24 protein-coding genes are annotated in these 24,861 nt (G+C 33.4%); 9 read left to right on the forward strand and 15 right to left on the reverse strand.

The genetic code is table 11. The annotated features are described in order from the left end of the window. Positions 1-23: 23 nt before the first annotated feature. Complete coding sequence (locus C6368_RS13800) at positions 24-2,264, forward strand: T9SS type A sorting domain-containing protein (protein WP_159038603.1); 2,241 nt, start codon at positions 24-26, stop codon at positions 2,262-2,264. A 55-nt stretch (positions 2,265-2,319) separates the two neighbouring features. Here C6368_RS13800 and ispE read toward each other — a convergent pair whose 3' ends face one another. Then, positions 2,320-3,132, reverse strand: a complete 813-nt coding sequence (gene ispE / locus C6368_RS13805; RefSeq protein ID WP_107039810.1) for a 4-(cytidine 5'-diphospho)-2-C-methyl-D-erythritol kinase — start codon at positions 3,130-3,132, stop codon at positions 2,320-2,322. Positions 3,133-3,196: 64 nt separating this feature from the next. Here ispE and C6368_RS13810 point away from each other — a divergent pair, with 64 nt between their 5' ends. From C6368_RS13810 to C6368_RS13820, 3 genes are all read left to right on the forward strand, one after another. After that, positions 3,197-4,150 carry an acetyl-CoA carboxylase carboxyltransferase subunit alpha gene (locus C6368_RS13810; protein WP_107039811.1) on the forward strand — a complete coding sequence of 318 codons (954 nt, stop codon included), beginning with the start codon at positions 3,197-3,199 and terminating at the stop codon, positions 4,148-4,150. Positions 4,151-4,351: 201 nt separating this feature from the next. Then, positions 4,352-4,651, forward strand: coding sequence for a YbaB/EbfC family nucleoid-associated protein (locus tag C6368_RS13815; protein ID WP_107039812.1), 300 nt, complete (start codon positions 4,352-4,354; stop codon positions 4,649-4,651). Next, the gene (locus tag C6368_RS13820; RefSeq protein WP_107039813.1) at positions 4,651-5,238 is read left to right on the forward strand and encodes a 5-formyltetrahydrofolate cyclo-ligase; all 588 of its coding nucleotides are present in this window, start codon (positions 4,651-4,653) and stop codon (positions 5,236-5,238) included. The genes C6368_RS13815 and C6368_RS13820 overlap by 1 nt, the downstream gene beginning before the upstream one ends. 111 nt (positions 5,239-5,349) lie before the next feature. Here the strand turns inward: C6368_RS13820 and C6368_RS13825 are convergent, their stop codons facing one another. Both C6368_RS13825 and aroA read right to left on the reverse strand, forming a co-directional pair. After that, positions 5,350-5,802, reverse strand: a complete 453-nt coding sequence (locus C6368_RS13825; RefSeq protein WP_107039814.1) for a 3-oxoacyl-ACP synthase — start codon at positions 5,800-5,802, stop codon at positions 5,350-5,352. Positions 5,803-5,852: 50 nt separating this feature from the next. Continuing rightward, the gene (gene aroA, locus C6368_RS13830) at positions 5,853-7,106 is read right to left on the reverse strand and encodes a 3-phosphoshikimate 1-carboxyvinyltransferase (protein WP_159038604.1); all 1,254 of its coding nucleotides are present in this window, start codon (positions 7,104-7,106) and stop codon (positions 5,853-5,855) included. Positions 7,107-7,296: 190 nt separating this feature from the next. On the opposite strand from aroA, the gene C6368_RS13835 reads away from it, so the two are divergent. Further along, positions 7,297-8,490, forward strand: a complete 1,194-nt coding sequence (locus C6368_RS13835) for a serine hydrolase domain-containing protein (protein WP_107039816.1) — start codon at positions 7,297-7,299, stop codon at positions 8,488-8,490. Between the two features lie 555 nt (positions 8,491-9,045). Here the strand turns inward: C6368_RS13835 and C6368_RS13845 are convergent. Then, the gene (locus C6368_RS13845; protein WP_107039818.1) at positions 9,046-9,999 is read right to left on the reverse strand and encodes a DUF3078 domain-containing protein; all 954 of its coding nucleotides are present in this window, start codon (positions 9,997-9,999) and stop codon (positions 9,046-9,048) included. 169 nt (positions 10,000-10,168) lie between these two features. Here C6368_RS13845 and C6368_RS13850 point away from each other — a divergent pair, with 169 nt between their 5' ends. Continuing rightward, a complete protein-coding gene (locus tag C6368_RS13850; protein ID WP_107039819.1) occupies positions 10,169-11,347 on the forward strand; it encodes an acetyl-CoA C-acyltransferase in 1,179 nt (392 codons plus the stop codon). A gap of 98 nt (positions 11,348-11,445) precedes the next feature. Here C6368_RS13850 and C6368_RS13855 read toward each other — a convergent pair whose 3' ends face one another. From C6368_RS13855 to C6368_RS13875, 5 genes are all read right to left on the reverse strand, one after another. After that, positions 11,446-11,922 (reverse strand): hypothetical protein, encoded by a 477-nt coding sequence (locus tag C6368_RS13855; protein ID WP_107039820.1) that lies wholly within the window; start codon positions 11,920-11,922, stop codon positions 11,446-11,448. Positions 11,923-11,931: 9 nt separating this feature from the next. Further along, a complete protein-coding gene (locus C6368_RS13860; RefSeq protein ID WP_107039821.1) occupies positions 11,932-12,726 on the reverse strand; it encodes a (Fe-S)-binding protein in 795 nt (264 codons plus the stop codon). 29 nt (positions 12,727-12,755) lie between these two features. After that, positions 12,756-14,096, reverse strand: a complete 1,341-nt coding sequence (locus C6368_RS13865) for a (Fe-S)-binding protein (protein ID WP_107039822.1) — start codon at positions 14,094-14,096, stop codon at positions 12,756-12,758. Positions 14,097-14,113: 17 nt separating this feature from the next. Then, positions 14,114-15,154 carry an MlaD family protein gene (locus C6368_RS13870; protein ID WP_107039823.1) on the reverse strand — a complete coding sequence of 347 codons (1,041 nt, stop codon included), beginning with the start codon at positions 15,152-15,154 and terminating at the stop codon, positions 14,114-14,116. Between the two features lie 67 nt (positions 15,155-15,221). Continuing rightward, positions 15,222-16,370, reverse strand: a complete 1,149-nt coding sequence (locus C6368_RS13875; protein ID WP_159038605.1) for an N-acetylmuramoyl-L-alanine amidase family protein — start codon at positions 16,368-16,370, stop codon at positions 15,222-15,224. Between the two features lie 66 nt (positions 16,371-16,436). Between C6368_RS13875 and C6368_RS13880 the strand changes: the two genes are divergently transcribed. Together C6368_RS13880 and C6368_RS13885 are read left to right on the forward strand one after the other, a co-directional pair. Then, entirely contained in the window at positions 16,437-18,986 is a 2,550-nt protein-coding gene (locus C6368_RS13880) for a putative LPS assembly protein LptD (protein ID WP_159038606.1), read from the forward strand. Between the two features lie 283 nt (positions 18,987-19,269). After that, positions 19,270-19,851 (forward strand): YqgE/AlgH family protein, encoded by a 582-nt coding sequence (locus C6368_RS13885; RefSeq protein ID WP_107039826.1) that lies wholly within the window; start codon positions 19,270-19,272, stop codon positions 19,849-19,851. Positions 19,852-19,943: 92 nt separating this feature from the next. On the opposite strand, the gene C6368_RS13890 is transcribed toward C6368_RS13885, so the two are convergent. From C6368_RS13890 to C6368_RS13900, 3 genes are read right to left on the reverse strand one after another with little or no spacing between them, the layout of a single operon-like run. Further along, positions 19,944-20,741: a hypothetical protein gene (locus tag C6368_RS13890; protein WP_107039827.1), complete on the reverse strand. Its 798-nt coding sequence runs from the start codon at positions 20,739-20,741 to the stop codon at positions 19,944-19,946. Beyond that, positions 20,731-21,321 carry an RNA polymerase sigma factor gene (locus tag C6368_RS13895; protein ID WP_107039828.1) on the reverse strand — a complete coding sequence of 197 codons (591 nt, stop codon included), beginning with the start codon at positions 21,319-21,321 and terminating at the stop codon, positions 20,731-20,733. The genes C6368_RS13890 and C6368_RS13895 overlap by 11 nt, the downstream gene beginning before the upstream one ends. Position 21,322: 1 nt before the next feature. Continuing rightward, positions 21,323-22,453 (reverse strand): hypothetical protein, encoded by a 1,131-nt coding sequence (locus tag C6368_RS13900; protein ID WP_159038607.1) that lies wholly within the window; start codon positions 22,451-22,453, stop codon positions 21,323-21,325. 149 nt (positions 22,454-22,602) lie between these two features. Between C6368_RS13900 and C6368_RS13905 the strand changes: the two genes are divergently transcribed. Continuing rightward, on the forward strand, positions 22,603-22,857 hold the full coding sequence (locus C6368_RS13905) for a hypothetical protein (protein WP_107039830.1): 255 nt from the start codon (positions 22,603-22,605) through the stop codon (positions 22,855-22,857). A gap of 103 nt (positions 22,858-22,960) precedes the next feature. Here C6368_RS13905 and C6368_RS13910 read toward each other — a convergent pair whose 3' ends face one another. From C6368_RS13910 to C6368_RS13920, 3 genes are all read right to left on the reverse strand, one after another. Then, the gene (locus C6368_RS13910) at positions 22,961-23,770 is read right to left on the reverse strand and encodes a T9SS-dependent choice-of-anchor J family protein (protein ID WP_107039831.1); all 810 of its coding nucleotides are present in this window, start codon (positions 23,768-23,770) and stop codon (positions 22,961-22,963) included. 127 nt (positions 23,771-23,897) lie between these two features. Continuing rightward, complete coding sequence (locus C6368_RS13915) at positions 23,898-24,083, reverse strand: hypothetical protein (protein WP_107039832.1); 186 nt, start codon at positions 24,081-24,083, stop codon at positions 23,898-23,900. Next, complete coding sequence (locus C6368_RS13920; RefSeq protein WP_107039833.1) at positions 24,080-24,661, reverse strand: RNA polymerase sigma factor; 582 nt, start codon at positions 24,659-24,661, stop codon at positions 24,080-24,082. The genes C6368_RS13915 and C6368_RS13920 overlap by 4 nt, the downstream gene beginning before the upstream one ends. Positions 24,662-24,861 lie beyond the last annotated feature (200 nt).

Genomic DNA, 24,861 nt, shown 5'->3' on the forward strand with positions numbered 1-24,861 from the left:
TAATGGAACTAAACTTTAAAATAATGAAAACTTTTGCTTTACTTCTGTTCAATAGTTTCATTTTTCTATTTGTTAATTTTAGTCATGCCCAATTTGGTTTTATTTTCAGCGACAGCATTCAAGTTAAAAAAGGGGGCAACACATTAGAGTTTCCTTGGGCAGGCGGATTAAATCATGCTCAATTCTCAACTATTGATGTAGATTTTGATGGAATGGAAGATTTATTCATTTTCGATCGAAGCGCAAATCAAATTCGTATATTCAAAACAGTTCTGCTTAATGGTGTTAAAAGCTATCAGTATTTAAACAACACCAGAGATTTATTCCCTAAAGATATACGCTATAAGGCTACGATGGTAGACTTCAATGGAGATGGTAAAAAAGACATTTTCACTTATGGCATTGGAGGTGTAAAAGTTTATCGAAATATTGGAAATGCTGCAATTGGATTACAATGGATCTTGGAAAAATCAGTTCTACAATCAATTTATTCAAATGGTAACTTATCCAACCTTTATGTAAGTTCGATAGATATTCCTGCCTTTACAGATGTAGATGGAGATGGCGATACAGATGTATTAACCTTTAATATTGGAGGGCAACAGGTAGAATATCATAAAAATACATCCATGGAAAATTATGGGATTCCTGATTCTCTAGAATTTCAACTTGAAGATGCATGTTGGGGAAAATTCATTGAAAGTGACACTGATAATAATATCCAACTAAATTCAAACGTTGGGCCTTGCGATCCTTCTAATATTACTTTTCCTCAAAATGGAGTTCGGCATGCGGGCTCAAGTTTGTTAGCCCTTGATTTAAATAATGACAATGCTCTAGATTTGATTCTGGGCGATGTTTCACATTATAACTTAACTTCTTTGACCAATGGAGCACTGCCGAATGAAGAGGCTTTAATGACAGCTCAAGACCCAAATTTCCCAAGCAACACCACTCCAGTAAATCTTCCAATTTTCCCAGCTCCTTTTTATATTGATGTGAACCATGACGGAATAAAGGATTTGGTAATTGGCACAAATGCTAGTGGAGGTTCAGAAAACTTAGAAAGTGTTTGGTATTACCAGAATCTAGGTTCGAATTCTAATCCAAATTTTTCTTATGTCAAAAAGAATTTTCTTCAAGATCAAATGATAGAAAATGGAAAGGGTTCTATTCCTGTTTTAATTGATTTAAACAATGATGGATTGAAGGATTTATTGGTGGCTTCAAATTTTAGATTTTTAGATCCCGCAGATAAAATTTCGAAAATTCAGTATTATCAAAATACAGGTACTGTTGATACGCCTGCGTTCACTTTTATTTCAGACGATTGGCTTTCACTGTCAAACGGAGGGTACGGTTTGAGAATGCATCCAGCTTTTGGAGATTTAAATGGAAATGGGCAAGTTGAAATGATTATAGGAACTTCAGCCGGAAATCTTCATTTATACAACAAAACTGGGAATGGTCCAGAAAATTTTGTGTTGGATCAAATTAACATGACTGACAATTTAGGTCAAGTTATTCAAGTAGGTGCTTTCGCATCTCCACAAATTTTTGACCTCAACAACGATGGTTTATTGGATATTATTATTGGAGAGAAAAATGCCGGATTAACATTTTATAAAAATATTGGAACTCCTACACTACCGTCTTTTGAATTAATTACAAATGACTTAGGTCAAATAGACATGGGGGAACAATTTATTCCTGATAATTATTCTGTTCCAGCTTTTGTTCGACACAATGACACAACCCATTTATTTATTGGAAACAGAAAAGGATCAATATATTACTATAGGGAAATCGATGAAAACTTAGAAGATGGAGATTCATTTTCATTATTGTCAGATAATTATTCTTTCATAAATACAGGAGCTTATTCTGCACCTTTTATTGATAAAATACATTCTGATGGCAGGTATAGCATGTTTGTAGGAACGGATTTAGGTGGAATTTGGTCATATATCGCTGGTACTTCAAGTGATCTAATTTTATCAATTAACGAATTAGAAAAAATTGATAAGAAAATTAACATTCACCCTAACCCTAGCAAAACTGGACTATTTACAATTAATTTAGGTGAAATTGATCAAGGGTTAAATATAGGAGTTTACGATAATTTAGGTCAGCTGATTAAAGAAAGTAAACAACTTTGGGGACACGCACACTTGGATTTATCCAATTCAGCGAAAGGGGTTTATACTGTCATTTTTAAAAGTACGACGCAATTTGTTTCCACAAAAAGAATTGTGATTCAATGATTTTTTCACCCTATAGAGGCCCAATGCATTACGCATCAACGGGGTGAAAAAAAAATTACAATTCCACTACTTCTAAAAATCCATCTTGTATTTCAAATTGACCTTCTAAATCCGGTGCTGAATCAAATATTCCAAACATGGTAGAACCAGAACCTGTCATTGCCGCATAGCTAGCTCCTAAATCATACAACTTAGCTTTTATTGATTTTAACTCTGGAAAAGCCATTAGAGAAGGTTCTTCAAAATCATTCTCTAAAGTTTCCTTCCAATTTGGAATTGGTTCATTTAAAATATCCTCCAGTAGATAAATTGGCGTTTTTGGATTTATTCTTCCATACGCATCTGCAGTACTAAAATGCAAGCCAACATTCACCAAAACTAATGTTTTACCTTTCAAATCTAAATCAAAAGGTGTGAGTTTATCTCCTTTACCGGTGGCTATTTGTGGTATGGCTTCAATAAAAAACGGGCAATCTGAGCCCAATTTAGCAGCTCTATTTTTTAAATCCTCTGTACTTAATCCCAATAAAAATAATTCATTCAGAACTTTTAAAGCGTAAGCACCATTCGAAGACCCACCACCTAAACCTCCACCCATTGGAATATTTTTGTACAAATAAATTGAAACAGGAGGAATATCAAATTCGTCTTTCAAGATTTCATAAGCACGAACAACCAAATTTTTACTTTTATCGCCTGGAATAGCTAATCCACCAGATTCAAATTGAAATTTTTCAGCTGGTACAATTTCTAGAACATCCTTAACTGGAACAGGATACATCAATGAATTTATCTCATGAAAACCATCTTTTCTTTTAGAAAGAATGTGCAATCCGAGGTTTATTTTGCATATTGGGAATGATATCATAGTTACAAATGTAGAAATAGCTATTAATTTTTTGTAACTTTCACCGCTCAAAAGAATATAAAAAATGTCAATATACTTAGATTTCGAAGAACCATTGAAAGCATTAGAGGACCAAATTGCAAAAGCGCAAGAAATTGGACAAGATGCAGAATTAGACATGACTGATAAAATCAAAGCTTTAGAATTAAAGCTAGAGGAGAAAACCGTTGAGATTTTTTCTAATCTTACGCCTTGGCAAAGAGTACAATTATCACGTCATCCAGAAAGACCTTATACATTAGCTTATATAGATGCAATTACCCATGGTGATTTCCAAGAACTACACGGAGACAGAAACGTTGGTGATGACAAAGCCATGGTAGGTGGCTGGGGTTCAATTGATGGAAAAACAGTAATGTTTATTGGTCAACAAAAAGGAATGAACACCAAAATGCGTCAATACCGTAATTTTGGAATGGCCAATCCGGAAGGATACAGAAAAGCCTTGCGCTTAATGAAAATGGCTGAAAAGTTCAATAAACCAATTGTAACTTTTATTGATACACCTGGTGCATTTCCAGGTTTAGAAGCTGAAGAGCGTGGTCAAGGTGAAGCAATTGCAAGAAATATTTACGAAATGATGAACATAAAAGTTCCTATCATTTGTATTATTATTGGTGAGGGTGCTTCTGGTGGAGCATTAGGAATTGGTGTGGGAGACAAAGTAATCATGCTTGAAAACACATGGTATTCTGTAATTTCTCCAGAATCTTGTTCATCAATTCTTTGGAGATCTTGGGATTACAAAGAAAAAGCAGCAGAAGCATTGAAATTGACTTCTGAAGACATGAAAAGATTGAAGCTTGTTGACGGAATTATTAAAGAACCTATAAACGGAGCGCATAGAAATAAGGAAGAGATGTTTGCTACAGTAAAACGTGAAGTAAAACGCCAAATCACTTTATTATCTAAATTAGAACCTTTAGAACGTTGCGAAAAAAGAATGAATAAATTTATAGATATGGGTGTTTATAAGTAAACGAACCCCATGATTACACTTAAAGCTTCAACTTAATGTTGAAGCTTTTTTTTTGTTTCAATATTCTTATAGATGAAATTTAAAAATGGCCACAGGATTATAAAGTGCCTACTTTTACAAGATTTTGGGTACCTACTCTATCTAAAACACCTCCTTTATTATAAACATTTTTTATCTTTGTAATTCATAAACACAGAAAATATGTTCGGAAAAGATATGATGGCAAAATTGCAGAAAATGCAAGAACAAGCGCAATTGTCAAAAGAGAAATTAGATACCATAATCGTTCATGGAGAAGCGGGCGGAAATCTGATTGAAGTTGAAATGAATGGAAATAGAAAATTGACGAAACTTTCTATCAATTCTGATTTGAATCAAATGGAAAAAGAAGATTTAGAAGACCTGTTAAGTGTAGCTCTAAATCGCGCAATTCAAGCTGCTGATGCCGCAAATGAAAAAGAAATGGCAAATTCTGCTAAAGGATTAATACCAGGAATGTAATGACAAGAGAGGAAATTCGTAACCACTATCGTGCTCTAAGAAAAGAGTTAACTCCTGAGCAATGTATTTATTATTCTCAGCAGATTGCTAATAATTTTCTGAGAAATTGGAGATTTACCGACAAGTTAATTCATTGTTTTCTGCCAATACATCGCTTAATGGAGGTGGATACGATTCCTCTAATAAAAAGATTGAGACTTAAAAATCAAGTATGTATTCCTGTTTCAAACTTTGATAAAAACAACATGACGCATAAAATCTTGGATGAACACACTCAATTCCAGGACAATGCGTACGGAATAGCTGAACCTCAAACAGGAAAAGATGTTGATGTTAAAGAAATTCAGGTAGTTATTGTTCCACTTTTAGCCGTTGACCAGCACGGAAATAGATTGGGTTACGGTAAAGGATTTTATGATAGATTTTTAGCTGAATGTTCTCCAGAAACTATTTTTATTGGTTTTACGATGTTTGATATTCATGATGATCTTACGGAAATTGACGAATTTGACATCCCTTTACATTTTGTAGTAACACCTAAAGGAATTCTACAAACGACAGCTGAACAACCTATATCGAATGGATAACTAACAAATCAGAGGACCTTCTTAAATAAAATCGAAAAATTTGTGGATTGGTTGAAAGGGTTCCGCTACTTGAAGTGAAACCCAATTTGTGAATTGTCAACTTTACTTTATTTAGGTAATACTCAATATTGCCTGTTGGGTATTATTTAATTGAATAATGTCTCCTACTTTTTTATGTAACAACAGTTTTCCTAATGGTGAAGCTGTTGAAATTGCATATATAATTTGATTCTGAATTTCAATTTTCCCCAAACTTAAACCTAAGAAATAAAATCCCTTATCTGTTTCGACAAAACTACCAGAAATCACTTTCTCAGATTTCTCTAAAACCGGTAACCTACTCAATTCATTTTTAAACAATTTCGCTTGGTGGATACTGGCCTCAGCATTATCCATTTCTTGTTGCATCATAGCCCTACTGGTTTCATATTTATCTCCAGCACTGCTTTTAGTGTCATTATTACGTGATTCTAACGCATCATTGTATGCCTGATTAGATAAAGCCAGTCTTTCTTCCAAAACTTCTTCAATCGCTTTAATTACTTCTTTTTTTATGGCTTCCATATTTTTCTAATATCGATATTTTTAACTGAAATGATATTGAATTACTACTGTTATATTGTTAAAAAGTCTTTATAAAAGTCGGGATAAGATTTATCTATGGCATTTGGACTATCAATAAAAATCGAGCTTTTAGCAGCAATACTAAATAAACTCATCGCCATTGCAATACGGTGATCATTATGCGATGAAAAAGTAACTTCTTCTGAAATACTTTGATTTTCATTGCCATAAATAATCATTTCATCCGCTATTAACTCAATCTTCACTCCTATTTTAAAAAATTCCTTTTGCAAAGTGATTCCTCGATCACTTTCTTTATGTTTTAACCTATTTACTCCTTTAATCCTAGATCTACCATTACAGTATGCTGCCAAAACAGCTAAAGGAGGAAACAAATCTGGACATTCAGTGGCATCAAATTCAAAGTGATTCAATTCGCTTTTTTCAACATATAAATCTCCTTTTTTCCAATTCACTCTTGCACCAGCCAATTTTACAGCATCTAAAATTGATTTATCTCCTTGACGAGAATTTTCAGAAAGACCAGAGAGTTTAACTTTACCTCCTATTGCAGCAGCTACAACATGAAATGAAGCCGCGCTCCAATCTCCTTCCACTTTATAATTTATAGGCTTATCCAGACTTTGATTTCCTTTAATATTAAAAGTTTTAAAATTTTCATGTTCGACTTTCAATCCAAAAAAACGCATTAAATCGATTGTCATTTCGATATAAGGTTTACTTTTTAGATTACGCACTTGTATCCTTGTATCTGAATTTAAAAATGGTGCTACGATTAATAAACCTGTCAAGAATTGTGAGCTAATACTTCCATCGATTTCAACGTTGAGATTTGTAACTTCTCCTGAGATCGACAAGGGCAATTTCAACTCATTACTTTTAATCACTTTCCCAAATGGTTCTAATCCATCAATGACCATTTCCATTGTTCGCTGGAGAATTGAGCCTTCACCATTGAGAAGAAACTCCTGTTCAAACAGCAATGAGAAAGCACTAAATAAGCGGGTGCTTAAACCAGATTCTTTACTATTTATGAAAACTTCTTCTTTAGAATCAAAATTTATTCCCTTTAAAAAGCGTAATTCTGCGCCATTTCGAGAGAATTTTGCTCCAATTGATTTAACAATACCTTGCGCAGCTATTACATCATCACTATTGGTCAAATTATGAATTACTACACTTGAACTAGATAATGATGCCAAAGCAATTGCCCGTTGTGCATAGCTTTTGGATGAAGGAATATTTATTTCACCTTCAATACATTTTTTTGGTAGAATCTCCATTTTCAACATGGTTACGAAGATAAGAAAGTACCAGAAATACCAACTTCTAAAATCAAATTTCGAATAAATTAAGCAAAAATTGAACTTTGACGAGTTATGTCAATAAAACCAAATAAATCTAATCATATTCACCAAATCTGACTAACTTTACCATAAATAAATCAAAATCTCCATTCTAAAACCTACTTGTATGAATAATCTAAAAACACTACTTTCAATCGCACTTTTTAGTTTTATATTCTTAGCATCCTGTAATAAAAAAGAAACTGCGGAAAAAGATTTTCAAACATCTCTCCAAAATATAGCAGATAGTATTTACCAAAGTTTTAATACAGAATGGGGAATAGATAATGCTGGAATTCATTTTTATATTTCTGGGCTCTCCGGGTCTTTTATGGCTTCAAGCAATATTACTCCAAAACCTAGTCCTGACTCTCATTTTCGTGTAGCAAGTATTACAAAAACCTTTACAGCAGCTTCAATAATGTTGCTTCATCAACAAGGGGAGTTAAATATAAACGACACCATAACCTCCTATTTACCAAACACATCAAATTTTGATATCCCGAATAAAAACATAATTACGATCAAGCAACTTCTTCAGCACCGGTCCGGGGTTTTTGATGTGTCAAATAATGATATTCCTGCTACTGTTTCTGCTCCATATGCAGGAATGAAATATGAAGATTATATTAGAAATCAAAATGATTTACATAGCTTCACATTTGAAGAAATGATTGGAGTAAATGCCGAGCACCAATTAAGTACGGCCTTACCCGATGATGGATTTTACTATTCAAACACAGGCTATAATATTTTAGGAAGAATAATAGAGGAAGTTTCAGGCATTAGTTATAGTGAGTTTATTGCCGAAAAATTCACGATTCCTCTAGGTTTAACAGGCACTTACAGTCCTTGGCAAGGAAGCGAAGTTGAAATGCAAACACCTTATATAAATTCCTATTTTTATATGGTTGGAGAAACACCTATAGAAACTTCACAAAATAATGTTTCCATTCATGTAGCTGAAGGAAATATTGTATCAACTCCAGAAGACATTACCAAATGGATAAAACTATTATTGACCGGTAATGCAGGAATAAATTCTTCAAATGTGGCATTGATGAAAGAAATGGAAATAGCGGATGAGGGGCATGGTCTTTATGGTTTAGGATTAATATATGACGATTTGGGATACGGACACAATGGAATACATCAAAGCTACGTCTCTTCAACAAGATACAATCCAAACAATGGAATATCTATTTTGGTCTCTGCAAATTTCATAAGGTTTGATCCGGCAGTTGGACAAGAAAGCATTTTTGAATTAGCTTATGCACTTCGCGATGCAATGCATGTTGTAGTTGAAGAATATCAAAAATAAAACTGCCGCCCATTTTAAGAGGCGACAGTTCAGCATTATTTAAGAATTTATACTAGCTGTTTATTTTCCAGCTTTCTTCGCACGTTTTTCTTCTTTTTTCTCTTTTGGAGTTTTTAAAGGTGCTTTTTTTTCAGTTTTCTTTGCATCTTGACTTTTTGCCATGATCTTAAAGTTTAATTGTTAGTTACAATTGACAACAGTCATTTCGTTGTCATTCACAAACCAATTTTACGACAATTTTCGATATAAAAAGAAAGTTGATGAAAATATATTTAAATGCTTTCACTTTGAATTTAATTTAACATTTATAAACTCCAGTTCTTACACAAATCCAATTGGTGGGAATTCATCCCCCACTAATTGAAATTATGAGTTGTCAAAAGTGGTTTCAACCACTTACTTTAATAGATTTAAGCTATTTCTCTACTGGCGAAGTATCCAATCGGCATTTATTTCTTTTAGATTCTTTCAATTAACAGATAAATTGAGACTAAAAATCAACAAAAAAAGCCTCAACAAAATTGTCGAGGCTTCAATATTAAATATGTTTATTTTCTATTTTTTTTCTTCTTCGAAGTTAGCCAAACGATAAGCTATTCCAAGTCCAATTACTTGTTTAAATTGGGTTCTAGGCCCAACGTTTCCGTCTCTATCCGTGATGGCAATATCATCATCATAAATTACATTCAGCTGTAAATTTGCCGAAAACCATTTATTCACTTTAAAATCAAGAATTACCTCTCCATTCACATCAATATTCCCAGGGTTTTCTTGGTAATTAGAGAATAATTCAAGTCGAGATCTCAAACCAATATTTTCCATTAACTCCTTTTTATAGATTATACGGAAATATGCTCCTAATTCCGCTCTGAAGTTTTCACCAGATTTTATTAAATCACCCATACTATTAAATTCAGCCGGTGCTACACCAAAAGCTCCAGAGTCTGCCAAAACTTGATCTTGAACAAAAGTTAATTTAGCAGATAACGGAGAAAGAAATACTTTTAAATTTTCATTAGGAATATATTCAATACCCAAAGATATGTTAGCATATCCCGGTGCCATAATCGTTGAAGAACGAACAGAATCTTCTGGATTAGAAAAACCATCTAAAAATTGAGTTCTAAACCCTCCTAATAGTGAAACATACCAAGGATCTTTCAAACCGTAAGAAACTGTTGATTGAATATCTATAACATCATCCGTTTTTTCTATGGCTTCATCAAAATATTGAATTCCACCAAGACCAGTAGATAATGTTGTAGCCCATCTGATTCTGTCTTTTTTATAATCCGCAGAAGCATTGATAAAACCTAATCCTGAAATATTGTTACGTCCACCACTTGCCCAATTTGTAAAAGTTGATTGTGTAACGTTCAAAGCAAATTTACTTTCAAGTTTCCAATTACTTGTTTTTGGAACTAAAACAATAGTATCCATCTGTGCATTAATAGTTGGTGCAGCGAAAATGCTAATCAAACCGACTAATGAAATCATTTTAAAATTCATTAATTAAATTTTATGTAGTTAATATATATTAAAAAATTCGGAGCAAAAGTAGTTATTAATATCCTAATTAGCCGATTAAAGGACGTTTAAAGTACTTAATCACTTAAAAAGATGGGGAAAGGTGAAGAATTTTGTACATTCGTAGCAATTAAAAAAAAATTACAGAATCATGAAAGAAGTTTATATTATTTCAGCTGTTCGTACACCTATTGGAAGTTTTCTTGGTGGATTATCGACGGTTTCAGCTACACAATTAGGAGCAACAGCCATTAAAGGAGCAATTTCAAAAGCTAACATCAAACCTGAAGACATCAATGAAGTTTTTATGGGTAATGTGCTTTCTGCAAATTTAGGTCAAGCACCTGCTCGTCAAGCATCAATGTTTGCCGGTATTTCTGATCAAGTTCCTGCCACAACAATTAATAAAGTTTGTGCTTCTGGAATGAAAGCTTTGTCTTTAGCTGCACAAACCATTCTTTCGGGTGACAATCATATTGTTGTTGCTGGTGGAATGGAAAACATGAGTCAAGTTCCTCATTATCTAAATGGACGTAATGGTCAAAAGTTAGGTGATATGAAAATGGTTGATGGAATGGTTAAAGATGGTTTAACTGACGTTTATGGTCAAGTTCACATGGGATCTTGCGCCGACGAATGTGCAACAGAATATAAATTTTCTCGTGAAGACCAAGATAATTTTGCTATTAACTCATACGAAAAAGCTGCAAAAGCTTGGGAAGATGGTAAATTCAAAGAGGAAGTAGTTCCTGTAGAAGTACCACAAAGAAGAGGAGAGCCAGTTGTTGTATCGGAAGATGAAGAATATTCTAATGTAAAAATGGATAAAATTTCATCATTACGTCCGGCCTTCAATAAAGAAGGAACTGTAACGGCTGCAAATGCTTCTACATTAAATGATGGAGCTTCTGCATTAATTCTAGCTTCAAAAGAAGCTGTAGAAAAGCACGGTTTGAAACCAATCGCAAAGATTGTTGGATATGCTGATGCTTCTCAAGAACCAAAATGGTTCACTACAGCTCCAGCAAAAGCTTTACCAATTGCATTGGACAAAGCAGGAGTTTCTAAAGATGATATTGACTTTTGGGAATTGAACGAAGCTTTCTCTGTTGTTGGTTTAGCCAATACAAAGATTTTAGGTATTGACCCAGCAAAAGTTGATGTGAATGGTGGTGCTGTAGCACTAGGACATCCTCTTGGAAATTCTGGATCTAGAATTATTGTAACTTTGATTAACGTTCTGAAACAAAACGGTGGTAAATATGGAGCTGCTGGAATTTGTAACGGTGGTGGTGGTGCTTCTGCTATGGTAATAGAGAATATAGATTAATAAAATTAGATATAGATAAGGGCGATTTACAAATCGCCCCTATATTAAACCAAAAAAGCAGACCTAGGTCTGCTTTTTTAATATTATAATATCATACTTTAACCAGCCATGTGCGCAAAACTGCTCTTCTTAATAGATCTAGGCCAAGCTTTTCTTAATTCTCCTAATGAGTTAATTAATGGATCAAAAATGAGTACTTCACTACGATTACTTAATTCTGAAAAATGAATTTGTTTTAGCTCCTCTCCTTCTTGAATGGTAACCTGCATTCTATCAAAAAAGTTAATTCCCATCTTTCCTCCTAAATCTTTCATTTTGTGAACAGATGCATCTACTGAGCAGCCCGATGGTGGTACTAATGAATCATTTACTGCTACAACTGCAAAATATGGATTTAATACTTTCGCTCCAGCCCATAATTTATTTCCATGAGCAGCCCATCCATCAACGAAGGATGATAGTTGATTCTCTAGTTGTGACATCTCTTCCCCATTCAAAGCTCTATCGCTTTGATACAACCAAATTTTTGATTGATCGGGAAACTGAATAAATAAATCTTCGTTTGAAATCTCCATAAATATTGATTATAAATCTGCCGCAGTAGCAATTAACTCTGCAACATCAATGACTTGAATATTATTCTCTTGATCTTTATTTTTGACACCGTCAGTCATCATCGTATTACAGAATGGACAACCTGTAGCAATGATATTCGGTTTTACTTCCATTGCTTCTTCGGTTCGTTTTACATTAACTTCTTTATCTCCTTTTTCAGCTTCTTTAAACATTTGGGCACCTCCTGCACCACAACAAAGTCCTTTAGCTTTACAGTTCCTCATTTCCACCAATTCGGCATCTAACTTACTTAGCATTTCTCGTGGTGCTTCATAAACATTATTACCGCGGCCCAAATAGCAAGGATCATGGAAAGTGATTTTCTTACCTTTGAATGTATCTCCTCCAGCCACTTGCAATCTTCCTTCTTCAATTAATGACTGTATCAATTGCGTGTGGTGAACTACATCATAATTCCCACCCAATTCAGGATATTCGTTTTTCATTGTATTAAAACAATGAGGACATCCAGTTACAATTTTCTTAATTTCATATCCATTTAAAACTTCAATGTTTTGCATCGCTTGCATCTGAAAAACAAACTCATTTCCAGCACGCTTTGCAGGATCACCTGTGCAAGACTCCTCTGCTCCAAGAACAGCAAATTTAACTTCGCATTTATTAAGTATCTTAACAATTGCCTTGGTTATTTTCTTTGCTCTATCATCAAAACTACCAGAACAACCTACCCAGAATAAAATTTCAGGAACTTCTCCGTTCGCTGTCATTTCCGCCATTGTCGGTACTTTCATCAAATCGCTCATATAACTATCTTTGTAATCTGTTTATAATCTTATTTCTCTTCTCTCCAATTCAACCTGTCTTCAGGACTAAACTGCCAAGGTGCTCCATTGTTTTCAATGTTCGAAATCATTCCAGCCAATTCATTTGGCACTTTTGATTCTTCCATCACTAAGTAACGGCGCATATCCATGATAATCGATAAAGGGTCTATATTCACCGGACAAGATTCAACGCAGGCGTTACACGAAGTACATGCCCATAACTCTTCCTCGGTGATATAATCATTTAACAAACTTTTCCCATCATCATAGTCTTTTCCATTCTTCCTTAAACCTTCCCCTTTCTCTTCCAATCGGTCTCTGGTGTCCATCATTATTTTACGAGGAGAAAGCAATTTACCCGTTTGATTTGCCGGGCAACTAGAAGTACATCTACCACATTCAGTACAAGTGTATGAATCCAATAAATTTTTCCATGTTAAATCTTCAACATCTTTAGCACCAAACCTTTGAACCACTGCATCTTCATCCCCTTCTTCAGGAACTGCATACGGATCAGCATCTGGGTCCATCATTAATTTCACTTCTTTCATCACAGCCTCCATGTTGTTGAACTGACCTTGAGGTTTAAGGTTAGAGAAATAAGTATTTGGAAATGCCAATATTATATGGAAATGCTTTGAGAATGGTAAATAGTTTAAAAAAGTAAAAACCATCAATATGTGTCCCCACCAACCTATTCTTTCTACGATAATTAACGAGGATTCACTCATTCCACCGAATAGAGCTGGACCAACAAATTGAGAAATAGCAAAACCAAATGATTGATCTCCTAAATTCTCAGCGTGAGAAAGGCCTTGTGAATATAGGACTTCATCCGCCCCATTCATCATAAAAATGAAAGTAACAAGAATCAACTCCATTACAAGAATCATGTTTCCATCAATCTTAGGCCATCCTTTCATTTCTTTCATATTGAAACGAGGTATTTTGAGCAAATTTCTTCTGGCCAAAAATATAAATGTAGCCACAAAAGCTAAAACTGAAAGTACTTCTATAAATGAGATAATGAATGTATAAAAACCACCTAAAGCTTCTCTAAAAACCCTATGTTCTCCAGTTAAACCATCAGCGATAATCTCTAACAACTCAATCTGTGTTACAACAAATGCAACATATAGGCAAAGGTGAAGAATAGCCGGAATTGGTTTTTTAAACATTTTTTTCTGACCTAGCGCTATAAGCGACATAACCTTTAAACGTTCTCCTTTATTATCAGACCGATCCACATCGCGTCCCATTAAAATATTAGTTCGAATTTTATTTACATTCATTGCAAAAAATCCAAACCCCAGAAGCAATAAAACTGCGAATATTATAATTGAAATCATAAATTAGTATTTAATGTTTATTGAATAGTATCAAGCAAATTCTTCAATTTAAGCTCTTCATCTTTTGTAATTGGTACACCTTTAGTCTTTGAGCCAAAAACAGAGAAATGGATGTATCGTTCTGGATGAACTTTAATGTCGTCAACTAAATTTTGTAAGCGCTCATTCGTTTCATTCAATTCATCATATAATTTCTCATCATTCAATAATTTTCCAAGCGTACCATTTCCTTCAGAAGCCTCTTCTAATAAACCATTAAGGTTTTTCAGAGTTATTGTTGCCTCACCAATAGCGGATTTAAAATCTACCGTCATCAATGTATCAGAAATTTGAACCATATTTCCAACCACTTTCTGAATTTCAGCATTTGTTTCTTGGAAATTTTCTGTAATATTTTCAACATTATCAAAAATACGACCTAATTTGGCTTTTTCATCCAATATCATATTGTCGATATTATAAGCCACACGTCCAAATCTAGAAATTGCAATTTTCACTTCGTTTAAACCTTGGTCTAAAGTGTGGGCAGCTGATGTATCCCAAAATACAGTAATCGAATTCACGATATTATCAATTGAAGTTATTAGGCTTTCCATCTTTCTTTTAATAGGAAGTAACTCTGACTCGATTTGTTCTGTTATTTCTTGACTTACTGTCCCATCAAGTGTATCACCAATTTCATGATATCCCTTTTCAGCAATAAAGTTTTGCTCGATATGCACTCCAGTACTTAAAACACCTGGAACAATTTTAATTCCAGAACCTCTGGCTAAACTAAGCCCTTCAGTGTGTACATTGAATTTCACCAAAACTCTTTTGTTTGGATCAGTAAAATTATTAGGGTTAACAAGATCTACAGTTAAAACTTTTCCTACTTCTACCCCATTTAAGGTAACAGATGATGATGGAGTCAATGCTCCAGAAGTTGGGAAATAGGCGTAATAGACATCATCTCCTCCGAAAAAACTATTTCCTTTGAGGTAATTCACCCCGAAAACCAGTAATGCTGTAGATAATATTACTGCTAAACCTATTTTAAATTCTTTTGAGACTTTCAATACTTATGATTTTGTGCTAAAATAAAGAGAATAAATTAATAATTACAGTACTAAAGTAATAGAAATTCTACTGCTTTGCCAATTTTATGGCTTCAGCAATTGGAATTCTTTCGCCATTTTTGAATCCAACGACAAATGCGTGTTTAAATCCTAAATTTTGCATTTCTACTTTATACTTGTTTGCAGTATCAAAATCATTCTCAAACAATCCAGCTGTATATTTGTACAACCCATCTTGTTTATACTCTTTAACTGCCACATTATTAAATCGTTTGTGATTCACAGAAAGTGGTTCTCGTGAAGTCTCTACTTGAACTTTAAAATAAACCTTATCTTTTTCTTCTTTAAAAACAACCTTTTCACCGGCATCGTTTTCCTTTATATCTTTGATTGAAGCTTCAAATCCTTCTCCATTTTCTACCAAAGTATTAACACCTTCTATTTCAGAAACATACTCTTGAAAAGCTTTAAAAATAACATTGGCCATTTTAATTTGATTCACAGGATCATTTAAAAACTTTTCTTCAGAGGAATTAGTTAAAAATCCAGTTTCAATTAATACACTTGGCATTGTTGTTTTATACAATACAATGAATCCAGCTTGCTTAACTCCTCTATCACGTCGGTCAATCCCTCTAAATTGTGCTTGAATTTTAGAAGCTAAATTTATACTTTGATTCAAAAAAACACTTAATTGCAATTGTCTGGCAATAATGGCATCAGGTGTTAATTCGAAATCTTTGTACTTCTCTTCGCTATTTTCTTCAAAAAGAATTGTGCTATTTTCACGTTCCGCTACCTGTTGTTGACTTTCAGACCTATGCAAACCTAAGACATAAGTCTCTGTTCCATATGCGGCAGATCCAGCTGCATTAGCATGTATAGAAATAAATACATCTGCGTTTTTTTCATTGGCGATTTTTGCACGTTGATCCAATTCGACAAATTCATCTGAATCTCGTGTAAATATCACGTTAATATCAGGATACTTGCTTTTAATGTATTCACCAAGCTTCAAACCAATTGCTAGAACAACAGTTTTTTCATTGGTAATTCCACCATGACAACCTGGATCTTTTCCTCCGTGTCCAGGATCAATAACCACGGTTTTTATCCCACTAGACAACACGTCATCAAGATTTCCTTGGGCGAACATTGGATGAACTGACCAAAGAAGCGTAAATAATACTATTGTTTTAAATATTTTTGACCACACAACAATGTAATTTTTTAGATTTGCATCCGTTAAGTTTATCTATACATACAAATTTACAAGTTACTATTGAGCAAAAAATATTCCATAAGGCATTTTTTCGTCGTTGGATTGTTAATAATTCTATTAGCTCCTTCTTTTTATGCCCAAGATTCTCTTCGAACTGAAGATAAAAAACGCATCTATAAAACCAAAGATGTGTTAGACTCTCGTGTGTCCTATTCATGTACAGACTCAATTGTTGCAAATTTAAAAACCAATAAGATTTCAATTTACGGTGATGCTCGAATAGAATATGAAGGCATTGTAATGACCGCTGATTTAATTGAATTAGATACTGATAAAAGTGAAATTTATGCGATATACACGCTTGATGAAGAGGGTAATCGTGTTGGAATTCCAAAATTTGAAGAAGGAACTCAATCATTTACCGCTGCAACAATGCGTTATAATTTTAAATCCGAAAAAGGATTTATTGAAGAATTAAAGACCAAACAAGAAGAAATGTACCTCCAAATGGGAGTGGCAAAACGTCAAAAAAATGAACAAGTCCATTTCATTAAAGGTAAATTTACGACTTGTGAGTTAGACGATCCACATTTTCATTTTCAACTTTCTAAAGCCGTCATGGTTCCTAATAAAAGAATTGCCACAGGACCGGTTAATTTATGGGTGAAAGGAATTCCAACTCCACTCGGTTTGCCTTTCAGTATGATTCCAACAAAAAGTCAAGAAGAAGAACAAAATGGTTTTATATTTCCAATGTTTACTCCAGTTTCGCAATATGGTTTTGGATTTCAAAATTTAGGATACTATTTTCCCTTGAAAGGATCAGATCTTATTCAAACTACTCTATATGGAACTTTATATTCGAGAGGAACATTCGAAGTAAGAAATCAAACGGATTATAAAAAGCGATACAAATTTCAAGGAAATTTCAATCTTCAGTACAGTAGCTTTAGACAATCATTTCCAATAGATACAGTCCGAAATCAAAAAATTGTCGTTCAATGGAGGCACCAACAAGAGGCAAAAGCAAATCCTTTTTGGCGATTTAATTCAAATGTTAACTTTCAATCAGATAATTCAGGAAAAACAGATTTAGATCCTCTTAGTCAACAATACTTTCAGAATAATTTCAATTCTGACATCAACTTAATTCGAAGTTTTCCCAGCAAACCAGTTACAATTGGTTTAAAGGCAGCATTAAAACAAAACTCTGCATCTCAAAACATTGATGTTGACCTACCAACATTAAATGTTAATGTGAACCGTTTTTTCCCTTTTAAGGGATTAAGAAAAAGTGCAATTGGAGATGAAAAATTCTATGAAAAGATAGGTTTCACCTATGCCTTAGAAGCAAAAAACACAGCCCTATTTGGAGATAGTTTATTAACAGATAAACGATTTGACTTAATCCAAAATACTTTTCAGAATGGAATTCAACACAATTTTGGTTCAAGCTATCCCTTAAAACTATTCAACCAAGTTGTAACACTTAACACCACAGCGCAATACAATTTAAGAATGAATTTTCAATCAATCGATAAACGATATATAGATTCATCCAATTTGATTATTAATGATACATTGTCTGGACTAGGACTTTCACATGATGCCGCTTTTGCTACTGAGCTTTCTACAAATTTATATGCATATTACAGTTTCATTGGAAATAGTGGAATGAAAATGCGTCATGTAATAACTCCGCGTATTTCCTTTCGCTACCAACCGAATATTAGCTCATATAAAGCCGAATATTTAGGTCCAGAAAAAGAATCTGTTTATTACTCTCCTTATGAAAATAGTGTTTACAGGGAAAGTTTTGGGAGAGATGTTGGAGTTATAAGTTATTCTTTAAATAATACTTTCGAATTAAAACACCGCAATAAAAACGATACAATTGAAGATGAGTTTACGAAAACGAGAATCATAGATGCATTTGGAATAAGTGGAAATTATGATTTCTTTAAAGACTCCTTAAAATTATCAGATATTAAATTCGACTTGAGAATTGCACCTATTAAAGGATTGAGTATTGTATCAGGGGCCTCATTTTCTCCTTATGCATGGGACGATAACGAAATTTCTTACGATGAGTTTGCTATCGACAACGGACAAGGTTTAGCGCGATTAACCAGAGCAAACATTTCAACAACATACACGTTCACAGCCGATGAATCGAGGGATGAAATAAATAAAACCCAAGAATTAATGGGAGATCATTGGGGTGCAGATTTTCAATATTATGCATTGAATCCACATGAAGTTATTAATTTTGAGATTCCTTGGAAAATAAACTTAACCCACACTTTCTTTCTTGATTTAAACACCTCCAATCCAGAAGAACGCTACAGCCAAAATCAAAATATTGTTGTATCAGGAGATGTCAGTTTTACAGAAAGATGGAAGTTAGGTCTAAACTCAAGTTACGATTTAAAAATGCAGGAATTAACCCAAACAAGATTATCATTAAGTAGAGACATGCATTGCTGGCAACTTTCCTTCTTTTGGACTCCAATTGGAGGACAACAAAGCTTCTTAGTTCGTTTTAACGCTACTTCGGCCCTATTCCAAAGTGCTAAATTGGAATTGCGTAAACCACCGGAATTTCTTTGATAATGGTTAATTCTCTTTCGGATTTGACGTTCGAGGAATTATTGGCAGTTAAACAAACAATTGAAAGTTCACATTACCTTTCATCTACTTTCCATATGCGAACAAAGCCGTTGTAAATTTGTTTTATAGATACCTTTAGGAATATAAATTTGACCAAAATATTAAAGAGTTAATTAGAGCTGCTATTTTTATTACTTATTTTTAAATTTAGTTAATATTTACTATTTCTGTTAAAGAAGATTTTATATATTGAAAAAAATTAAAAGTTCAACACATAGAAACCATGGCTATCGACTTATCATTCGAAAACAAAAGAAAACCACGCAAAGGACGCGTTCTAATTTCTGACCCATTTTCTAAAGACGATTATTTTGGTCGTTCGGTGGTGTACATGTGCGATTATAATAGTGAAGGAACTTTTGGATTTGTTTTAACCAACTATTTAGATCTTGATCTATCTGAAGTTGCTAAAAATTTCCCTGATGTTGGTGCTAACATTAGTATTGGCGGACCTGTTCAAACAGAAAACATTTTCTTTATTCATACATTAGGTGATCAGTTACCTGGTAGTATTGAAGTAGATGATGGGATCTATATTGGTGGAGATTATGACCTTTTATCGAAACAATTGAAAGAGGGAAAAGCTGATCCTTCTAAAGTTCGTTTCTTTTTAGGTTACTCTGGATGGGACGCAGGTCAATTAGAAGAAGAAATTAATCAAAATAATTGGATTGTAGCACCAGTTTTAAATCCATTAGAAATTATGGACACTTCAATTAATGACATCTGGCAAAGATTCATGAAAAGAGAAGGGAAAAAGTATGATATATTGTCTAGAGCTCCTTTGGATTTTAATGACAATTAAGATAAAAGTATTGAATAGGGAGTACAACGTAGTATGAACGAAGTACTCAAAACTCTAGCCGACCTACTCAAGACTTTAAACTCAATACTGATTTAATATAACGCCATCAACAGACCGAGTGTTTCTGATGTCTCTACTTTTGTAGCTATACCATAAGAACTTTTCACTGACATATCTTTTCCAACATTAAGTTTCAAATCATCCAATCTCTTTACTTCATCATTTCTTCCTATTGGGGATTGAACCTCCATCATTTCCTCAAGAAAAACATCCTCGGTTTGAAGGTTATTCTCCATTTGAATTACCTGAGGATTATGTTCATTTGTTGAAGTAGGTATGTCGAAAGAACTTTCTTCCATCTTTACTTTCAATTCATTTTCCAAATCTTCACCCACCTCTTCCACTTTATTATCCGATTGTGAATTTGATTTTTCTTTAGAAGAAGTGTGTTTTACTTTATCCAAAACTTCAAGCTTTTCAATTTTTAGTTGACTTTCATTCATAGCATATTGCGCTTTTTCATCTTGCCATAAAAATGGGATTATTAGCAATATTACTAACGCAACCATTGCCAGTTGAAATGCGGGCTTCTTGAAAAAAGATGTCTCACTTGGAAAGAAGAAGACTGAGAATTTATTCCAAATCGATTCATTTTTCTTGCCATGTTTTGCCGCGAAACGATCTTTCAGTCTATTCTTCACCTCTGGCGACAAATTAGCTTGTTTACCTTGACTCAAGGTTGACACAGCTTGAAAAGTTCGTTTTAATGCATCAAACTCTTCTTCATTTTCAGCCCAGTCTTTGATCAACGACCTTTCTGTTTGAGTCAATTCAAAATATCTTTTCTCTGTAATTATATTTTTTATCAAATCTTCCATCTTATTCTTCATTAATAGGATTATACATCTGCAAAGCTCCAGCGATTTTCTTAGTTGCATAAAATAAGCGCGACTTTACAGTTCCTTCATTGATATCCATTATTTCTGCAACTTCTTTAACCGACAAACCATCTATATGGCGCATCACAAAAACTTCTCGGTGTTTATCTTCTAGTTTATACATTGCTTTTTCTAAATCCGAACTAAAGTTCTTTTCATTCAACTGTTCTTCTATCGGCTGATTATTCCCAGCAACCTGCAAATCAGATGAAATACCATTATTTGTATTGGAGCGAACAGCCATTTTTTTGTATTCATTAATACACATATTATTGGCAACAGAATAAATCCAAGTTTTAAAACTTCTCGAAGGATCAAAAAGTTCTGGACGATCTATCAACTTAGCAAATAAATCATGCATGAAGTCTTCTCCTTTTTCTTTATCATGCTTCAGTTTTCGAGTAAAATAATAGGCCAACTTTGAACCATAGCGTTGATAGACCTCGTCAAAAGCGCGTTCATCACCTTTGCCCATTAGTCTAACCAATTGCTCATCAGTTTGTTTTCTATAGTTAACTCTAAATATTCCCATTCTATTTTTTCAAGAGCGCTTTGACTTGATTTATTTTATTCGATTTTTGTCCAATTAATATTATCAATTTTTCTAATTCCTGCATATCTTCAACATTTTTTAAGTCACTTCTGAAGATGTAATCATTTCTTACTGAAAATAAATACGGAAGGTAATTTGCTAAAATCTGTCCATCTTTAGCCTGGGCTACATGATTCAAAATTTCGTTTTTTAGAGTATTTTCATAATAATTCAAATTATAATAAACATCATTCTTCCTGTCAAAAGAGAAGCCCAAACCTACTGTATTGATCTGCTTACCATTTTTCAAATAAGGTTGAGGAACAGATCCTGCAACAATAATATTTTTAGTAGAGTTCATTTGAATAAAAATTTTAAAAAACTCCGTATCTACCATCTCGCGTTTAGGTATTTTAAACCCTTTCGATTGCAATCGGTTTCTATACTCCTTACTTTGTAGATGATCTAAACTTATAATTTCCACATCATTTCTAACATTATTTATTTTTTGTTGAATTAGCATTGGGTAAGTATCAGATTCTCCATGACTTAACACAACTGAATTAGTAGGAAGAGATTTAAGTACGTTTGTCGCGTAAACATCTAAATCAGAGGAAAAAACACGTTGAGAATTTAGGCGTCTTAAGTATTTAACTAGGTCTTTCTCATTGTTCATTATATAAGAATATGCACTAAACTCTTTCAAAAGAGCGGCATCATTTGGGTTTATTTTCTCTGCTTTCTTTAAACTCTCAACACGCGAGAAATCATAATTACCAACCTGATAATTCAATAAATGATATTCAAAACTATTAGCATTCAATCTCTTCACTTCTTTTAATTGAATCTCCAATTGTTTCTGTTGTTTATCTGTAGGTGTTTTACTTGTTGTAGATAATGATAAAACTCTCAAATCCGTTTGTAAAGTATTTACATTACTCAAAAAAACTTCTCTTTGAGAAGCGAAAGGTTTTGCCTTTATTGATTCAGTTTCAACTTCTTCTAATTCTTGAATTATTTTGTTTGACTTCTTTTCCACCTCGATAGAATTATTCTGATTTCTAGTTGGTGTTTCCACCTGAGCAACGGAAACCAGTGAAAAAAAGACGAATAAAAGGAGTATTTTATACATAATGATGCTTATTTTTATAACTGTACATCTTTGTTTAAGATTGGTTCAAATAAATAATTCATTACGAATTATTCAAACACGAATTTAGTGAATAAGGTACCAATTGCTGCGGGATTACAATATAAAATTAGCCCTAATTGAAAAAGAGCATGATTACAAAGAAAGAATTTACTACAATGTCGTTACAAGAACGCTATGAAATACTCAAAAAACATGGTGAATATGCTGGTGTTCGACAATTAGGAGATCATCGGGTACACTTGTATGCCGTTTCTAGTTTCTTTGTTGAAATGTGGATTCTATTTTGCATTAATGAAATTCGATGGATAGAAATTCAAGAAAATCAATCGATATTAAACGAATACACGGATAGAATTGATTTGAAGAAAAATCTTGGAATTTAGATAATTACGAACGGCTTTAGCCCTCAACGAAGTTAACTACTACTGCTAAAATAATTAATGGTACTGTACAGTCCACTTGTAAATCGCCCTAATTAATCCGAAATTATTTTACCATTTTCTTTCGCACTACTCCTTCAGAAGTTTCTACTGAGATGAAATAAATTCCAGAATAAAGATTTGAAACAATTACTGAATGTTTTGTTTTTGAATCTACAACTTCCTCATTTAATACTAATTGACCAAAAGAATTGAAAATTTCAACTTTCTGAATGATTGCATTTCCAGTTGATAAATTGATAACGTCCATCATTGGATTTGGATAAACAGATAAATTGATTTCTTCCGTTTTAACTGATAATGGATCTTCCACTCTCACATTAATACTATCTAAATACAATTTAAAACCATTGAATGTAGTATTCACGAAAGCAATATAAACATCTTCGCCTGCATAATCATCTAAAAGTTCAGTGTGACTTGTCCAGATTGGAGCTTCATTACTCACAACAGTGATAGTATCTGTAAAATCTGCAATCGTATTTCCAGTAACAGAAATCATCACTTTGTATGAATCTGGGAAAGAAGGATCATGTGATAAACCACTCCAAGAAAGATAATTCCCAAATGACGACAAAGTTATTTGTGGAGTGATTAACCAGCGGTCGGCTCTATCCACAGGACTAAAATAGGAAGTACTTGAAACTGTTCCATTAGATGCGTCCATCGGATCCTCTTTTAGAATCCAAGCACTAGTATATTCTTGTACATCTTGCGCAACAGTGTTACCATCATTATCAATTATCGAAAAATTAGAAGGAAAAGTTGGTAAATCAAAATTTTCGTCCAAAATTGTTGTTTGTCCATATAAAGTTGAACCTACTATAACCGCTAAAATTGTAAAAATACACTTCATCTAATGAATTCATTTTATTTAAGCAACTTGCTTAAAATTTGATGTACAAATGTAACAAATTCAATAGACAAAGTTTGTATTCAGATTGAGATATCGTTAAAGTATGTGTTTTTTCTATAGGCAATTATTAAGAAAGTGAGATTATTAAAAATAGGGCAACAGCAGACATGCCCGCTGTGCCCCAAAATCCAATTGATTTCCAATAAACAACAGGTTCCTTGTGTACATTTTTAAGAATAGCATCAAAGTCCTGGTTTTTTCGGATTTCCTCGGAGGGAATTTTCCATCGATTATAAACTAATTTTCGTTTCATAAGCGTATATTTTTATTAAATGATTTCTTGAGCTTTTCAAGAGCTCTGAATGTTTTAACTTTTGCATTATTTTCTTTCACATCAATAATTTCTCCAATTTCTCTATATGGTCTGTCTTCAAAATAACGCAACTCAATCAATTGTAATTCTGACTCATTCAAACCTTTTAAGGCATTAAACAAACGTTTTTTATTAATTGAATTGGTTTCTTCTTCAAAAACCTCCATAAATGTAGCCACTTGAATATCATCAATATTAATTGCACGTTTCGCTTTTTTATCTCTAAAAGATTGATTTAATTCACTTTTAGCAATGCGATACAACCATGAAGCCAAGGGTACTCCACGAAATTCAAACTTTTTTAAGTTATGAATTGCTTTTAAAAATACCTGGGATGTTACATCATAAGCCGATTGCTTATCGTCCATTCGTTGATAAACATAACGGAAAATTTGTTCGTGATATTTCTCATACAAAGGAGCGAAATTTTTCGGATTTTCTTTTGCTTTTGTTATCCACTCTTGCTCTTGACTAAGCATTTGAGTTGAGTGGTGATAAATGGGGTTTACACTTCTCATGGTTTCAAATTTGGGTTTATATGGGTTTATTAAAGTTGCTTGCAGACAACTTTGAACACTTATAGAATGAAATTTTAAATTCCAAAGTAAAGTGCTTTTCACATATATTAACGCCTGATTAAATAATTTATTGTGGTTTGGAATTACAGAAAATATATTTCAACAAAAAAAGTGGACCCTACACTTGAGTAGAATCCACT

It is taken from the genome of Brumimicrobium mesophilum, assembly GCF_003025005.1.
Lineage (GTDB): Bacteria > Bacteroidota > Bacteroidia > Flavobacteriales_D > Crocinitomicaceae > Brumimicrobium > Brumimicrobium mesophilum.